Below are 14,148 nucleotides of genomic sequence, written 5' to 3' on the forward strand. Positions count from 1 at the left end.
AGGTGCAGCCATGGATCCAATAAAACCAGGAAGTAAAAAGCTGCCGGATTTCGAAGAACTGGATGATCGGATGATTGCGGGGCATACTTCGGGGCCAACACTTGTAATAAAGACAAATCTTGATCCGGAAAATTCGACTGAAGATAATCCTTACTTTAAGAATAAAGGCGAAACGGATACAGAAGAATTTCGGGATTATTTTGAGGAATAAAAGGAAACCGGCAGGCTTTTTGCCTGCCGGTTTCCTGCATTATTTAGAAATCGAAGTTGTCAGGGTCAGGACCTACTCGTCTATTTTCATTTAAGCCGCTGATTTTGTCCATATCTTCTGAAGTAAGCTCAAAGTCAAATACATCAGCATTTTCAATGATGCGATGTTCTTTTACTGACTTGGGTATTGTTACAATTTCGTTCTGAAGATCCCATCTTAAGATCACTTGTGCAACCGATTTGCTGTACTTTTGGGCAATTTCCTTCAATGCTTCGTTTTCAAGAAGCTCTCCTTGTGCAAGTGGTGACCATGCTTCTATTTGAATATCCTGTTTCCTGGAGAACTCCCTAAGCTCAGTCTGGTTCAGCAAAGGATGAAGCTCTACCTGGTTAACCATAGGGTTTATTTCAGCATCCTGCATCAGATCTTCAAGGTGATGAATCTGGAAGTTGCTCACGCCAATTGCCTTTACTCTTTTTTCTTTATAAAGAGTTTCAAGGGCTTTCCATGTTTCTTTATATTTCCCTTTCACAGGCCAATGGATCAGGTAAAGGTCGATATAATCGAGACCCAGCTTTTTAAGACTGGTTTCAAATGCCTTGATTGTAGAATCATAGCCCTGGTCAGAATTCCAGACTTTTGTGGTAATGAATAGTTCTTCACGAGGTACGCCTGCTTCCTTGATTGCCTGGCCTACACCTTCTTCATTCTGATAGACAGCTGCCGTATCAATGCTTTTATATCCTGCTTTAATGGCTGATTTAACTGACTGGACAACTTCGTCTCCGTCCTTAACCTTGAAAACACCCAGTCCCAGCCACGGCATTTTGACACCGTTATGTAATGTTGCAGCAGATTGTAAATTTTCCATTCTTTCACCTCTTTTTAGGAATTAGGGTACTGGATAATTTTCTCACATTATTTTCAGTTAACAAAATCTTTTGCTTAAAAAGAAAAACATTGCCCCATATTAGGCAATGTATGATCAGATACTTTTATCCCCCGAAGAAAAAATCCAGAACGTTTCCTGCAGTGGAAGAGTTTTTATTATAGAATTCTGAGTATCCGCAGTTTTTACAGTAAACTACCAGAAAGCGGTTATGCTGAATATCAAACATTTTGGAAAGTCCTGTACCAGTCATGGCAACTTCTTTTTGGCCGGCATCACTGCTGCCGCATTTAATACAGCCCTTTTTCTCCATATTCTCACCCTTTCGATTTCTTTCCTTACTTTACGTTCACAGCTGAAAAAAGTTTCGCCAATAATCGTACTGTGATTTTAATCACACTTAAGCTAAAATAACTTCTATATAATGACAAATATAATTAATGTAATTAAAGCAGGTGAAGAATTGTGCATGACTTTAAAACACTTTTTGAAGAAATTGGCGGAGCTGAGACCATTGAAAAGCTTGTGGAGGCGTTTTATCCGCGTGTGTATGCTGATCCCGTATTAAGTCCCCTTTTTGTAGGAGACATAGAGGACATTAAGCGAAAACAGAGGATGTTTCTTACACAATTTCTTGGAGGCTCTCCCCTCTACAGCCAGGAGTTTGGACCGCCGGCCATGAAACAAAGGCATCTGCCATTCGAGATTACACCTTTAAGAGCACAAAGATGGCTTGCCTGCATGAAAGAGGCCTTCAAGGAAACGGGGCTCGATCAAATTCCAGCATCGGTTCTATTCTTTGATCGATTAATGCAGGTGGCGGCCATTATGGTCAATAGCCCGGAACGAGAATAGACCTTCCGATTCGGAAGGTCTATTCTCTGTTAAATGAGTAAGTATATAGTTTTAAACATCCAGTCCAAGCGATTTTCCAGTTATAGCGATTCAAAATATTCTTTTACATGTTCTACCGACTGGAACATCTTAACTTCTGTCACCTCTTTTTCATCATAAGCTACTCCGAGAAATCCATCTGCAAGCTGAAGGATATCAGCAGATGAGGTGTTTTCATCTTCGACGATAACAGTGTCTTCCATTTCAAGCTGCCCTTTTTCCGCCCATGATTGAACTTCGGCCGAGTAAGTATCAATATTCATGCCCTCATCAATACGATCATCCAATTCAGCTACTGACAGCGGCTTTTCTTCACCTTCTGTATTCGTAGCATCATTATATTCCTGGCTATTAGTTGAATCATTCGCTGCTTCTTCCTTATTTTCTTCCTCTGTACTGCATGCTGTCATCAGTATGCAGGCGGTAAATGCAAGAATCCATTTACGCATATGTGTTCATCTCCTTTTATAATTCTTCTATGCTAGTAACCTATTACCCCAAATTTTGGTTTGCATTCATATTAAAAAAATAAAGCACCTATAAAAAGGTGCTCTAGCTATTTATTCCTGAGCTCTTCTCTATCAAGTGATTGAGGCGGATTTTCAAGCCAGCCGTTGTCAATCATAATCTTTGCTCCATCATCTGCAAAATCACCGACTTTGATCATCATTTTAGCATACTGAATAGCCAGGTCTTTTCTGATGCTTGCACCGATAGCTATACCAAAGTCCATTACGCCGACCGCCGTTATGCTGGCGATTAGAAACATCATTAATCTATCCGAAAAAGGTGAAATGGTTGAGTCTGTAATGGAACCATCCCATGTGCTTGGATAGGCTACATCGTCATTTTTTAAGACATTGAGAAAATATTCGACATGCTCCAGGCTCATTTCATAGCCTTTTTTAAAATAATCGCTTATATCTTTTTGTTTAGCTACCTGGCTGAAAGCCAAAAGCATGGTTTTGGCAATATTGGATAACTCGATATTTGTACCCAGATGGGCAATTTCGATGGCCAGCAGCTGCCTCCTTTTGCCTACAATCCCGCCCAGAAAACGATGGTCTGATACATACTTAACTTTCTTGGGATATTCTATGTATGGTGATCGAATGAAAATTCCCTTTTCTTGCATAGCCTCAGCTGCCATATCAAAAAGTTTTTCTGTTTGTTCATAGTATTTTTTAAACATACTGCGAACGTCTTTTCTTGCAGAAACTGATTTAGCAAGTGAATAGGCACTCAATCCGGTTCTTCCCAAATGATGCATGAATCTTAAATAGGTTACGTCCGAAAATAATTTAGGAGTGTCATTGTGCAGGTCTTTTTCATTAAATCCATCAGGTATTGGAAATTCTTCTTTTTTAAAGAGCGAGGCAATGTCGTCTATGTGATCCTTGGCGATGGAAAGCGCGTATTTCAATACTGGCAGGACATCTGGATCTTTATTTGTTTTTATATAGTGCCTTATGCAGCAGACTGCTGCAGTATCTGCTACATAGGTATTCCAGAGCAATGCCATTTCAGACGAAATTAATTTAGGAATACTGCTGCCGTTCATATTCTCACCAGCCGTTAGTAAAATTATATTTATATACTATCAGCTTTATATTTGCCTTCATTCAGCATTTTCATTCAAAGATATGGAAATTAATTTCCATCATACTGTTTTACAGGCACATTAAGAAAAAGAACCAGCCAGAAAAGAGGCCGGTTCCTATAAATTAATTTAACTCGAGCTCTCCTGCTTTTTTGAATCCATCAATATGGTAGGCATCAACTTTTTTAGGAGAAATGCTATAAATGTGATCACCGATATAAATAAGCCTTTCTATTGTCTCTTCCCATTCTTCATAGATTGCATTTTCTGTCTGATGGGTAATTTTACTTTGAAGCTCGATTCCACTTTGGGCAGTAATTTTGTATACTAACGCACCCTGGAAGTCGAATGTGGATTCAAACTGGCTTCCTTCTTTATTCTGGTAAATCGAAATGGGAAATCCATATAGATTCTTCTTTTTATGAATGAGCAGAGCTTTGTGATCGTAATTTAATGGTGAATATGTTCCGCGTCCTCCTATTATTTCGGTATCTTTTTCCACGGGCTTATTTGTATTGCTTACATCGAATAATGATATTTTAACACCGTCCGTAGTAATAACAGGCTGGCTGCCTGTACCTTTGCCTCCTGTTATCTTCGTATCATACCCGAAGCCTATCAGATGGTTTTCATCCAATGGGTGCAGGTAATTGCTAAAGCCGGGAATTTTTAATTCACCCAGTACAGAAGGTTTTTTCGGATCTGATCCATCAATGACAAAGAGCGGGTCAGTTTCCTTAAAAGTAACCATATAAATTCGGTCATTCATAAACCTTGCAGAATAAATCCGTTCCCCTCTAGCCAGGTCTTCAAGCTGTCCAATCTGTTTTAAATTCTTATCCAGTATATAAAGGCTGTTGGATGAAGGGGTTCTTTCGTCCCAGGCTTCACCCCTGGTTGTTACCACTCTGAAGTTTTCATTATACTCATCCATTGAAAATTGATTTAAAACGGTGCCTTCTATTTCAGCTGATGCCTGGAACTCTACTTTTCCATCTTTTATATTGAACTTATAGATGCTCGTATCCGGCTGGGGCATCTGTCTGTCTGCAATGATTTCATTGCTGTAGCTGACGGCTGATAAATATAGATTATTATGGGACATATAGAATTCGTTTCCGCTGCCTAAGTAGCTTGTGATAGATAGTGGCTCTCTGCTTGATCTTACATTCAATACAGCTATATTAATATAGTTTGCGTTTTGGGAACCAGGAAAATATTTTATCTCATTATAATCAACGATCTGCTGCTCACTGCTCTTGGCAGTATCAAAATAACGAGGACGCAGATCTGCATTTTTATTTCTTTCCAGAATCCAATATTCAGGATAATAACTTGTAATAAAATATACCTTTCCATCCATTAGCCTGGAAGCAAGCAAACTTCCTTCGATGTCTGCCTCTCTAATTTGTACCGGTTTTTGTTTATTTTCGATATTGAATACAATCGTTTTTGTGGAATGAAATGCAGGTGCAATCTTTTTTTCTGAAGCCGCTTTTCCAATATGATCAGGAGCATCTATATAGCTGTGGCCCACAACTATTAATTGATTCCCTTCTATAAATAACTGATAGGGAGAGAAGGCTTGATTAAATGTTAATACAGAATCCATCTTCATTTTATCAGCAGGCATGGCCTTAATAATCTGGACTTTATTATCAGTGATTTTGTAAATATGCGTGCCATCCGTTTTTACCACATCAGCTTCATCTATACCCGCTACTTGAATATTTGTCCCGGAATAGTCTGCACCTGCAGAATCTGATGAGCTCTTTTCACTGCTGTTCTCCTCACTCACTGCCATATCCCTTCCAGCAAGGACAGTCCTGTCTTCATTGGACATTTTTGAAAAGTAATTGTTCAATTTTTTTCTTGAGCCGATTGCCGGCAGAGTATTTATAACTTTGAAAGCAGTTTTTACTGATTGATTCAAATTTTGCCCGCCCTTTGTTTTGATATCCTTTGTCAGGACCAAGGTATAATGTGGAGAATTTAAATTATAACCTTTAGAAGGGGGCTGAATTTCAATGGATTTATTAGTATTTTCCAGAGAGATTTTAACCTGCTCTTTTTCCCCCTTCTCATTTAAAATATAAACCGAGCGGCTGTTAACACTATCTGGATTAAGTTTTTTTGAAAACGTAATTTCCCATACTTTATTATTTAGAACTATAACTTCTTCATTATTTTCTGCCAGATTACCGACAATTTTTAATCTGTTAAGGAATGAAAAAGACGCCAAAAAAATAATAATCATTGTGACTCCGCCTAGAAAAAGCCATTTTTTCTTCATGAAAGACACCCCTTTTTAAGTAAGTTGACGGGTTAAATCTTCCAATAGTTACAAATTATTATTTATTAAATTTCTGAAATTAATGAATTTTCCTGGCGGTAAAGGTAAAATGTAATTTATTACAGTGCAGGAAGAAGGTTTTCTCAATTGCTGGGAGAGACAAACAAAAGGTACGGTTTTTTAATGCTGATTTTAGCGAACATGATTTGGGGCGGTAATTTTGTTATTGGGAGAATTGGTGTCGATTATTTTCCTCCAATCCTCTTTTCCCTATTAAGATGGATTATTGCATTCTTGCTTTTAACCCCTTTTATGGTCAAGCAGCTAAAAAAAGATTGGAACATTATTTGGCAACATAAGCGGATCATTTTGCTTTTGGCAATGACTGGTGTTGCCGGTTACAATACAATCATTTATTTTGCCCTGCAATACACCACTTCCATTAATGCATCAGTGGTAAACAGCACAACACCACTTTTTATCGCCATTCTGGCCATATTTATTTTAAGAGAAAAGCTTCTAGCCCACCAGGGAGCTGGAATTCTCCTGTCAGTCTTGGGAATTTTATTCATTATTTCAAAGGGATCGATTGAAGTGTTTCTTACATGGAAAATAAATGCGGGAGATTTATACGTTTTGGCTGCAGTCATTATGTGGGCATTGTATTCGGTCATTGGCAAAAAATATTCAGGCGTATTGCCTGTACTATCTTCTTTTTATGCATCATCATTTCTCGGCATATTACTATTGGCGCCATTAAGCTTGATTGAATATTCTGTAATGGAAGAAGAGCCTGTCTTATCCTTAACTTCCGCAGGAATCTTGCTGTATGTTGGTTTCCTGGCTTCAATTATGGCTTTTCTATCCTGGAATTTTGGAGTTTCCTTAATAGGAGCTGCCAAAGCAGGTGTTTTTCTGAATCTTCTTCCTGTTTTCGCTATCATATTCTCATTGTGTTTTACGGAGGAAAAATTGTATTTGTATCAGATAATCGGCGGAGGAATTGTCGCATTGGGCGTTGTATTATCTTCTAAAAAATCTCTTCGACTTAAGAATCACTTTCAAGAAAATAAGTCTTCAGCATAAAAACTCCCCTCAGTTCCTGACTGCGGGGAGTTTCCATATATATTACCAATCCTGGGTTCGTTCTAATAAATGATCAATTTCTACATGTCTGATCATATAGCCAAGATCTTCTTCGGCAATTTCCGATGTGGATTCCAATAGCTGATCAATATCCATTTGCACCAATCTCATAACCAGACCTCCTGATTTAATAAATGAATCTATATTCTCTTTCCTGCTATACTATTCGCTATGCACTAGACTGGTATGGGGGCAGATGAGAAATTTTATCAGTATTTATTACCCGACTTTTTTTGGACCTAAACATAAATTCAAAAAACAAGATTGAATGGCTGTTCATTATTCGTCACGTCTACTCCGGAAAATAGATAGTATATAATGTTTTAAAAAATCGCAACAGGGAATAGTGTCATAAATACATTGCTGTTTGAAGGTGGCTATTATGAAAACTAACTTTAGTGATTTTGCGAAGCTATTGGAATCTGCCCTTGATAAAGGGCAAACAGATAACGAAGTGACCATTCATGAATTGCTTGATGAAATAAAAAATCAGCTTGAACCTTTAATTAATAAAAAGGAAATCGGCTAATGTGCCGATTTCCTTTTTATTTTGCTATAAACATTTGTGTCCAATAGGAGCCATTTTCCGTATATCCAACACCAATATGTGTGAAAGTGCTGTTTAATATATTTTTCCGATGCCCTTCACTTTCCATCCATGCTTGAACAACTTGTTCAGGAGTCTGCTGTCCCATGGCAATATTTTCGCCAGCGCTGCTGTAATTGACCCCAAAATCCCTCATCATGTCAAATGGCGACCCAAAAGTTGGGCTTGTATGAGAAAAGTAATTTTTCTGCTGCATATCATTTGATTTCGCTTGTGCCACATTACTTAGCGGATTATCTGATTTTAATGCATTTAGGCCATTTTTCTGACGTTCTGCATTTGTTAATTCAATTACTTTCGATTCAAAGTTGTTAATTTCATCATTTTGAGCTGCAGGTGCCTGTCCTCTATCGCTATCTTCTTGAGGCACTGCTGATTTCGGCTGCTGTTGTCCGCCTTCCTGCTGATCTGGCTGCGCAAATTGGCGGCTTTCAGGCTGCTGGGGTGTCATACCCTGTTCTTGCTGCTGGTCTTCTCCGAATTGGAATAAGGGCATTCCGCCATCATCTGTTAATTGGCTGTGTGGAAATTCCTGACTTGGTGTTGCTGTACTATAAGAATTCGGGTCAATAGTTAGATAGCCATTATTTACACGCTGCAATTCCAGAGGAGCTGCTCCCCGTCTTTCTCTATCCACATTCACATTATTTGCATTGCTTATTTCCTGGAGATCTTCATCTGTCAATGCCCCGGAGTGCATTCCCTGCTCTGTGTTATTATTACATGCCGTGAGCATGAGAATCAGGAAGAGACCTGGCAGAACATTTTTCTTTAAGTTCATTTTTCAATTCTCCTTTAGAAAGTGTTTTATAACGTTCTTATCATATGGAGACATTCATAAAGTATGGGTGGAAAAATAGAGAAGTCATCGAGAGAGAACGTAAACATTGTTTGGCCATATCTTATTGATAAAGATAAATAAGGAGGAATATCTTTGAGGCAATATATAATTACAGGCATAAATGGAGCACATTATTATGGATATCCTCAGATGCAGTATGGGCCCTGGTGGCAGCCAATTCATCAAGGCTATCCTTATCACAGCATTTGGCATCAAAGTCATTTTCATTCACAGCATTACAATGCTGTTCCGATGCAAAGAATAATTTGAAACAGAAAAACGCATGTTTAAGGGAAACATGCGTTTTTACATTTTATTATGAAATTTGAACAGAAACTCTCTGTATGGCATTAATTGCATCTTCAAGCTGGTTTTTAGTAACATCATAGTGAGTAACAAAACGCACATAAGAGGGTCCAAAAGTTCCTGAAAGCACGCCTTCAGCTTTTAACCTTTCAACAAACTCCGATGAATTCATTTTAAGTTTTTTTACATCAGCCACAATGATATTTGTATCCACTTGATTTACGATTTCTATCCCTTTGATTTGCCCAAGCTGCTGAGCAAGAAGTTGAGCATTTTCATGATCCTCGGCTAAACGCTCTCTCATATTCGTTAATGCAACAATTCCCGGGGCTGCTATGATCCCAGCCTGGCGGAGTCCCCCGCCTAATCTTTTGCGCCATTTTCTTGCTGCAGCAATAAACTCCCTGCTGCCTGCAAGAATGGAACCAACTGGAGCTCCGAGCCCCTTTGAGAGACATACTTGCACTGTGTCGCAGTGTTCAGCCAAGTCAGAAGCCGGCAGATTTAAGGCTGCGGCTGCATTAAACAGTCTTGCCCCATCAATATGTAAGGGAATATTATTCCTTTTTGCAATGCTGTATATTTCTTTCATATTATCAATAGGTATTACGGCACCGCCAGCTCTATTGTGAGTATTTTCCAGACAAATCAATCCAGTTTCCGGATAATGCTGATCTTCTCCCCTAATGGCATACTCCACTTCTGATGGATTCATTGCACCTCGTGTCCCATTTAGCGTCCTTGTCTGGACTCCGGCAAAAGCTGAAGAAGCACCGCTTTCATAATAAAAAATATGGCTTTCTGCTTCAAGAATGATTTCATTGCCCGGTCGGCAGTGTGTTAAGATGGCAATCTGGTTTCCCTGAGTGCCGCTCGTTACAAACAGAGCTGCCTCCTTACCAAGCACCTCAGCAGCGGTCTCTTCCAACTTATTGATTGATGGATCCTCTCCGTATACGTCATCCCCAACTGCTGCTTCATAAGCAGCTTTCCTCATTTCTTCAGTTGGCTTTGTAACTGTATCACTTCTTAAATCAATCATACCCTCACCCTGTCCTTCTCTATTTTTAGTCCATGTTACTGTACTATTCAGTATTTTTCAACAAAGAGAGTAATTAGGGTGTCGCAATAAAGTTCAAAATTTGTTCAAAAGTTGTTTTGATGGCCAAAACCCTGCAATAATGCTATTTGTGCAAAATTATCAGCCACTCTAACACCTTACATTTATTTCCTTCTCACTTTTGTCACAACTTTTCATATTTGCTTATGTTAATATCATTTACACAGTGATAACTAAGTTAAATAAAGGTTTTAAGGATGTTTATGTTTATCAGCTATATATTTTTTTGGCATCTTTGTGAAAACCCGCACATTATTTGTGAATTATTTAACAATAGTTTTTGTCAAAAAGGAGATGAAACATCAGATGAAGAAAATGCTGCTCTCTTTAACAGCTCTATTGCCCTTAATGGTTCTCAGCGGCTGTAATATGGTTGTATTTGAACCTCAGGGCCCCGTTGCAAGAAGCATAACCGAATTAATTAACTGGTCCCTGATCTGGATGCTTCTTGTCGTTGCAGTTGTATTTGGATTATTCGGCTACATTGTCTGGAAATACAGGGAACGACCTGAAAATAAAGATTATGAACCCCCGGAGGAGCATGGCAGTACACTCCTTGAAATTATCTGGACCGGGATTCCGATATTAATTGTCATTGCCCTGACAATCCCGACAGTAAAAACTCTTTATGCTCTGGAAGAAACACCAAAGGGCTATGAAGAAAAAGAACCTATTACAATACATGTAACATCTGCAGACTGGAAATGGATCTTCAGCTATCCTGAAGAAGGCATTGAGACAGTGAACTATGTAAATATACCGGAAGATACGCCAGTTCTCTTTAAGATGACATCTGCAAGCACCATGCAATCTTTCTGGGTGCCAGCTCTTGGCGGACAAAAGTATACCATGCCAAAAATGGAAACAGAATTGTATCTTGTTGCAGACAACCCTGGATCTTATGAAGGCCAGAACACGAACTTTAACGGCCGTGGATATGCGGATATGAAATTTGAAGTGCTTGCACAAACCCAGGAAGATTTTGACCAATGGGTTGACGACGTTAAGGATACAGCTCCCAAGCTAACGGAAGATGAGTATGAAGGGCTGCTGAAGCCTACTCATTTAGGAAGACTGACATATTCCAATACTCATTTAGAATGGGTCAATCATGCTGATCCAAATTCGAAGGCTTATACAAATCCTGAGCTCTACAGAGGGCATGGATATCAAGGTAAAACCTTCGAAGAAGATGACAATTATAAAAATGAGAATCCAAACGTAATCGAAGGTCATGGCGAAGAAGAAAGCCATGATAGTCAAGAAAACCATGGAGGTGACCATCATGGGCATTAAATGGGATGAGTTTTTTATTACTGGGGACCCCCTTATACTAGGTTCACAGATTGCTATATTGTTAACGATGATTGGTGCAGTCGCTGGCATCACTTACTTAAAAAAGTGGAAATACCTTTGGACAGAATGGCTGACTACAGTTGATCATAAAAAAATCGGTATCATGTATATCATCTCCGCAGTATTGATGTTTTTCCGCGGCGGAATGGACGGCTTGCTGATGAAAGCTCAGACAGCGAGACCTGAAATGGAGTTTTTGAATTCCCAGCACTATAATGAAATCTTTACAACACACGGCGTTATTATGATTCTTTTCATGGCTATGCCGTTCTTAATTGGTTTAATGAACGTTGTCATTCCGCTGCAGATCGGTGCGCGTGACGTTGCTTTTCCACAGCTGAATGCTCTAAGCTTCTGGCTGTTTTTCAGCGGAGCTATGCTATTTAATATTTCCTTCGTCATCGGAGGATCGCCTGATGCAGGCTGGACATCTTACTTCCCTCTTGCAGGCAAGGAATTCAGCCCGGGAATCGGCAACAACTTTTACGCAGTCGCACTGCAAATTGCTGGTATCGGTACTCTAATGACAGGTATAAACTTTATCGTCACGATTTTGAAAATGAGAACAAAAGGCATGACACTGATGAAAATGCCGATGTTCACATGGACTACCTTTGTAACATCCATTCTGATTGTGGCTGCTTTCCCAATTTTCACAGTTGCATTGGCGTTGATGACATTCGACCGTCTGTATGGAACACACTTCTTTACAGTGTCAGGCGGAGGAATGGATATGCTTTGGGCTAACCTGTTTTGGCTATGGGGACATCCTGAGGTTTACATTGTTGCCCTTCCTGCTTTCGGGATTTTCTCAGAAGTTATTGCAACATTCTCAAGAAAATCTTTGTTTGGATATAAATCAATGGTATTTTCCATCCTTGGAATTGCCCTTTTAAGTATGGTTGTATGGGTTCACCATTTCTACACAATGGGATCAGGCCCTGCAGTTAACTCTTTCTTCTCCATCACGACGATGGCGATAGCCATACCGACCGGAGTTAAGATGTTCAACTGGCTGTTTACGATGCGTAAAGGCCGCATAAAAATTACTTCCGCCATGCTTTGGGCACTGGCATTCGTCCCATGCTTTGTTATAGGCGGGGTTACAGGTGTAATGCTTGCAATGGGTGCAGCGGATTATCAGTATCACAATACATTATTCCTTGTTGCCCACTTCCACTATGTATTAATTCCAGGTGTAGTATTTGCCGTATTTGCAGGTCTGTACTACTGGTGGCCAAAAATGTTCGGTTTCATGCTGAATGAAAAAATCGGAAAATGGCATTTCTGGCTCTTTGTTATTGGTTTTAACGTAACATTCATGCCTATGTTCTTCCTTGGATTAAACGGAGCTGTGAGACGTGCATACACATACTCTGCGGAATCAGGATTTGCACCACTCTTCATGCTATCGGCAATTGGTTCGATCATTCTGGCAGCAGGGTTCGCGGTATTCTGCTACAACATTTACTGGAGCATCCGCTATGCTGACAGAAACATCTCAAGCGACCCATGGGATGCAAGAACATTGGAATGGTCTACTGCTTCACCAGTTCAATTCTATAACTTTGCAAAGCTGCCGGAGGTTAAATCCCTTGATCCTTTCTGGCACATGAAGAAAAAGAATGAAGGCTTAACGTTATATGACAGTGAAATTGAAGAGATTCATATGCCAAGCAATTCCTGGCTTCCGATTTATATGGGTGTCATCTTCGGCATCGCAGGCTTCCTCCTTGTATTTGAATGGCACATTGCTGCAGCTGTAGCTGCCATCGGCATTTTTGCTGGTTTGATCATCCGTTCATTCGATTACAATGAAGGCTTCCATGTTAAAAAAGATGAAATTCACAGAATTGAAAATGCCTGGAGAAAAACAGAAGGAGAGGTGCATGATCATGTCAGCTAAAGTGGATACTTCCTTGCCCCTTGAATATCAAACTGAACAGGATCGGATGAATATTCTTGGCTTCTGGGTTTTCCTTGGCGCTGAAATCGTTCTATTTGCCACTCTGTTTGGAGTATATGGTGTATTATATGAACGCTTTGCAGGAGGTCCAACACATAAAGACATTTTTGTGATCAAGGATGTCATGATTCAGACAGTCCTCCTTTTGACAAGCAGCTTTACAATGGGGATCGCCATTTTTGAAATGCGCCGGCATAACCTGAAAGGGCTAATTACCTGGCTGGTGATTACCCTTGCTCTTGGCGCAGGATTCCTATTCATGGAGATTAATGAATTTATCCATTATGCCCATGAAGGCGCAACGATGCAGACAAGTGCGTTCCTTTCCAGCTTATTTGTCTTGCTGGGTACACACGGAGCCCACGTTACATTGGGTATTGGCTGGGCAACTATGGTCATTATCCAGCTTTTAAAAAGAGGCCTTACCCCTACTACAGCAAGAAAAACATTTATTATCGGCCTTTACTGGCACTTCCTTGATGTAGTCTGGATCTTTATTTTCACATTCGTGTATTTGAAAGGACTGGTGGCTTAAATGGAACATCATCAATCAAAAAGCTTCCCGATAAGCCATGTCATTGGATTTGTTGTTTCCCTTGTGCTGACATTTGCAGCAGCAGGTATTGCCTTAAAAACGAACCTCTCTTTTAAAGTTATCATGTGGATCATCGGCTCACTGGCTGTCATTCAGGCAGGCATGCAGCTTTTCATGTTCATGCACTTAAGAGAAGGCGAAGACGGCAAAACGAACTTGGTAAATATGATTTATGCCGTATTTATGGTTATCGTTATTGTAGTGGGTTCAATTTGGGTTCTGACTTCTGGGCACGCTGCTCATTAATTAAAGATAAGCAGAAGCGCCATGTCCAACCGATGAACCAAATAATACAAAAAACCGGTCTCCCTATTGGAGGCCGGT

At 39.7% G+C, this 14,148-nt stretch carries 17 protein-coding genes; 9 read left to right on the plus strand and 8 right to left on the minus strand.

All coding sequences use genetic code 11. The annotated features are described in order from the left end of the window. The first annotated feature begins 10 nt into the window (after positions 1-10). Positions 11-211 carry a hypothetical protein gene (locus ACXAD1_RS10795; RefSeq protein WP_206839727.1) on the plus strand — a complete coding sequence of 67 codons (201 nt, stop codon included), beginning with the start codon at positions 11-13 and terminating at the stop codon, positions 209-211. Positions 212-254: 43 nt separating this feature from the next. Here the strand turns inward: ACXAD1_RS10795 and ACXAD1_RS10800 are convergent, their stop codons facing one another. Together ACXAD1_RS10800 and ACXAD1_RS10805 are read right to left on the minus strand one after the other, a co-directional pair. Further along, on the minus strand, positions 255-1,082 hold the full coding sequence (locus ACXAD1_RS10800) for an aldo/keto reductase (protein WP_206839725.1): 828 nt from the start codon (positions 1,080-1,082) through the stop codon (positions 255-257). A gap of 124 nt (positions 1,083-1,206) precedes the next feature. Further along, positions 1,207-1,413 carry a zinc ribbon domain-containing protein gene (locus ACXAD1_RS10805; RefSeq protein WP_206839723.1) on the minus strand — a complete coding sequence of 69 codons (207 nt, stop codon included), beginning with the start codon at positions 1,411-1,413 and terminating at the stop codon, positions 1,207-1,209. 152 nt (positions 1,414-1,565) lie between these two features. Between ACXAD1_RS10805 and ACXAD1_RS10810 the strand changes: the two genes are divergently transcribed. Continuing rightward, positions 1,566-1,955, plus strand: coding sequence for a globin domain-containing protein (locus tag ACXAD1_RS10810; RefSeq protein WP_474910021.1), 390 nt, complete (start codon positions 1,566-1,568; stop codon positions 1,953-1,955). Positions 1,956-2,035: 80 nt separating this feature from the next. On the opposite strand, the gene ACXAD1_RS10815 is transcribed toward ACXAD1_RS10810, so the two are convergent. From ACXAD1_RS10815 to ACXAD1_RS10825, 3 genes are all read right to left on the minus strand, one after another. Further along, a complete protein-coding gene (locus ACXAD1_RS10815) occupies positions 2,036-2,443 on the minus strand; it encodes a hypothetical protein (RefSeq protein ID WP_474910022.1) in 408 nt (135 codons plus the stop codon). Positions 2,444-2,550: 107 nt separating this feature from the next. After that, positions 2,551-3,555, minus strand: a complete 1,005-nt coding sequence (locus tag ACXAD1_RS10820) for a DUF3231 family protein (RefSeq protein ID WP_206839720.1) — start codon at positions 3,553-3,555, stop codon at positions 2,551-2,553. 163 nt (positions 3,556-3,718) lie between these two features. After that, complete coding sequence (locus tag ACXAD1_RS10825) at positions 3,719-5,887, minus strand: beta-propeller domain-containing protein (protein WP_474910023.1); 2,169 nt, start codon at positions 5,885-5,887, stop codon at positions 3,719-3,721. 147 nt (positions 5,888-6,034) lie between these two features. On the opposite strand from ACXAD1_RS10825, the gene ACXAD1_RS10830 reads away from it, so the two are divergent. Then, positions 6,035-6,973, plus strand: a complete 939-nt coding sequence (locus ACXAD1_RS10830; protein ID WP_474910024.1) for a DMT family transporter — start codon at positions 6,035-6,037, stop codon at positions 6,971-6,973. 42 nt (positions 6,974-7,015) lie between these two features. Here the strand turns inward: ACXAD1_RS10830 and ACXAD1_RS10835 are convergent, their stop codons facing one another. After that, positions 7,016-7,144: a hypothetical protein gene (locus ACXAD1_RS10835; RefSeq protein WP_258549796.1), complete on the minus strand. Its 129-nt coding sequence runs from the start codon at positions 7,142-7,144 to the stop codon at positions 7,016-7,018. 271 nt (positions 7,145-7,415) lie between these two features. On the opposite strand from ACXAD1_RS10835, the gene ACXAD1_RS10840 reads away from it, so the two are divergent. Next, positions 7,416-7,562 carry a YwzD family small protein gene (locus tag ACXAD1_RS10840; protein WP_206839717.1) on the plus strand — a complete coding sequence of 49 codons (147 nt, stop codon included), beginning with the start codon at positions 7,416-7,418 and terminating at the stop codon, positions 7,560-7,562. 16 nt (positions 7,563-7,578) lie between these two features. On the opposite strand, the gene ACXAD1_RS10845 is transcribed toward ACXAD1_RS10840, so the two are convergent. Then, complete coding sequence (locus ACXAD1_RS10845; protein WP_474910025.1) at positions 7,579-8,421, minus strand: CAP domain-containing protein; 843 nt, start codon at positions 8,419-8,421, stop codon at positions 7,579-7,581. Between the two features lie 153 nt (positions 8,422-8,574). Between ACXAD1_RS10845 and ACXAD1_RS10850 the strand changes: the two genes are divergently transcribed. Next, the gene (locus ACXAD1_RS10850) at positions 8,575-8,751 is read left to right on the plus strand and encodes a hypothetical protein (protein WP_206839716.1); all 177 of its coding nucleotides are present in this window, start codon (positions 8,575-8,577) and stop codon (positions 8,749-8,751) included. Positions 8,752-8,797: 46 nt separating this feature from the next. Here ACXAD1_RS10850 and ltaE read toward each other — a convergent pair whose 3' ends face one another. Next, entirely contained in the window at positions 8,798-9,829 is a 1,032-nt protein-coding gene (ltaE, locus tag ACXAD1_RS10855; protein WP_206839715.1) for a low-specificity L-threonine aldolase, read from the minus strand. Between the two features lie 384 nt (positions 9,830-10,213). Between ltaE and qoxA the strand changes: the two genes are divergently transcribed. Genes qoxA through qoxD form a run of 4 tightly spaced genes read left to right on the plus strand, consistent with a single transcriptional unit; the run spans position 10,214 to position 14,070 of the window. Next, positions 10,214-11,203, plus strand: a complete 990-nt coding sequence (gene qoxA, locus ACXAD1_RS10860) for a cytochrome aa3 quinol oxidase subunit II (protein ID WP_206839714.1) — start codon at positions 10,214-10,216, stop codon at positions 11,201-11,203. Then, positions 11,193-13,169, plus strand: a complete 1,977-nt coding sequence (gene qoxB, locus ACXAD1_RS10865) for a cytochrome aa3 quinol oxidase subunit I (protein WP_206839713.1) — start codon at positions 11,193-11,195, stop codon at positions 13,167-13,169. Before qoxA ends, qoxB begins: the two co-directional genes overlap by 11 nt. Beyond that, positions 13,159-13,764, plus strand: coding sequence for a cytochrome aa3 quinol oxidase subunit III (gene qoxC, locus ACXAD1_RS10870; protein WP_009334518.1), 606 nt, complete (start codon positions 13,159-13,161; stop codon positions 13,762-13,764). The genes qoxB and qoxC overlap by 11 nt, the downstream gene beginning before the upstream one ends. After that, a complete protein-coding gene (qoxD, locus tag ACXAD1_RS10875) occupies positions 13,765-14,070 on the plus strand; it encodes a cytochrome aa3 quinol oxidase subunit IV (protein WP_019379818.1) in 306 nt (101 codons plus the stop codon). Positions 14,071-14,148 lie beyond the last annotated feature (78 nt).

The organism is Cytobacillus sp. ABV4_503, assembly GCF_056158445.1.

Coding starts and splice junctions, on each gene's coding strand:
- ACXAD1_RS10825 (WP_474910023.1), bottom strand. CDS start 5,887: ATGAAGAAAAAATGGCTTTTTCTAGGCGGAGTCACAATGATTATTATT.
- ACXAD1_RS10820 (WP_206839720.1), bottom strand. CDS start 3,555: ATGAACGGCAGCAGTATTCCTAAATTAATTTCGTCTGAAATGGCATTG.
- qoxC (WP_009334518.1), top strand. CDS start 13,159: ATGTCAGCTAAAGTGGATACTTCCTTGCCCCTTGAATATCAAACTGAA.
- qoxD (WP_019379818.1), top strand. CDS start 13,765: ATGGAACATCATCAATCAAAAAGCTTCCCGATAAGCCATGTCATTGGA.
- qoxB (WP_206839713.1), top strand. CDS start 11,193: ATGGGCATTAAATGGGATGAGTTTTTTATTACTGGGGACCCCCTTATA.
- ACXAD1_RS10800 (WP_206839725.1), bottom strand. CDS start 1,082: ATGGAAAATTTACAATCTGCTGCAACATTACATAACGGTGTCAAAATG.
- ACXAD1_RS10845 (WP_474910025.1), bottom strand. CDS start 8,421: ATGAACTTAAAGAAAAATGTTCTGCCAGGTCTCTTCCTGATTCTCATG.
- ACXAD1_RS10840 (WP_206839717.1), top strand. CDS start 7,416: ATGAAAACTAACTTTAGTGATTTTGCGAAGCTATTGGAATCTGCCCTT.
- qoxA (WP_206839714.1), top strand. CDS start 10,214: ATGAAGAAAATGCTGCTCTCTTTAACAGCTCTATTGCCCTTAATGGTT.
- ACXAD1_RS10805 (WP_206839723.1), bottom strand. CDS start 1,413: ATGGAGAAAAAGGGCTGTATTAAATGCGGCAGCAGTGATGCCGGCCAA.
- ltaE (WP_206839715.1), bottom strand. CDS start 9,829: ATGATTGATTTAAGAAGTGATACAGTTACAAAGCCAACTGAAGAAATG.
- ACXAD1_RS10795 (WP_206839727.1), top strand. CDS start 11: ATGGATCCAATAAAACCAGGAAGTAAAAAGCTGCCGGATTTCGAAGAA.
- ACXAD1_RS10835 (WP_258549796.1), bottom strand. CDS start 7,144: ATGAGATTGGTGCAAATGGATATTGATCAGCTATTGGAATCCACATCG.
- ACXAD1_RS10815 (WP_474910022.1), bottom strand. CDS start 2,443: ATGCGTAAATGGATTCTTGCATTTACCGCCTGCATACTGATGACAGCA.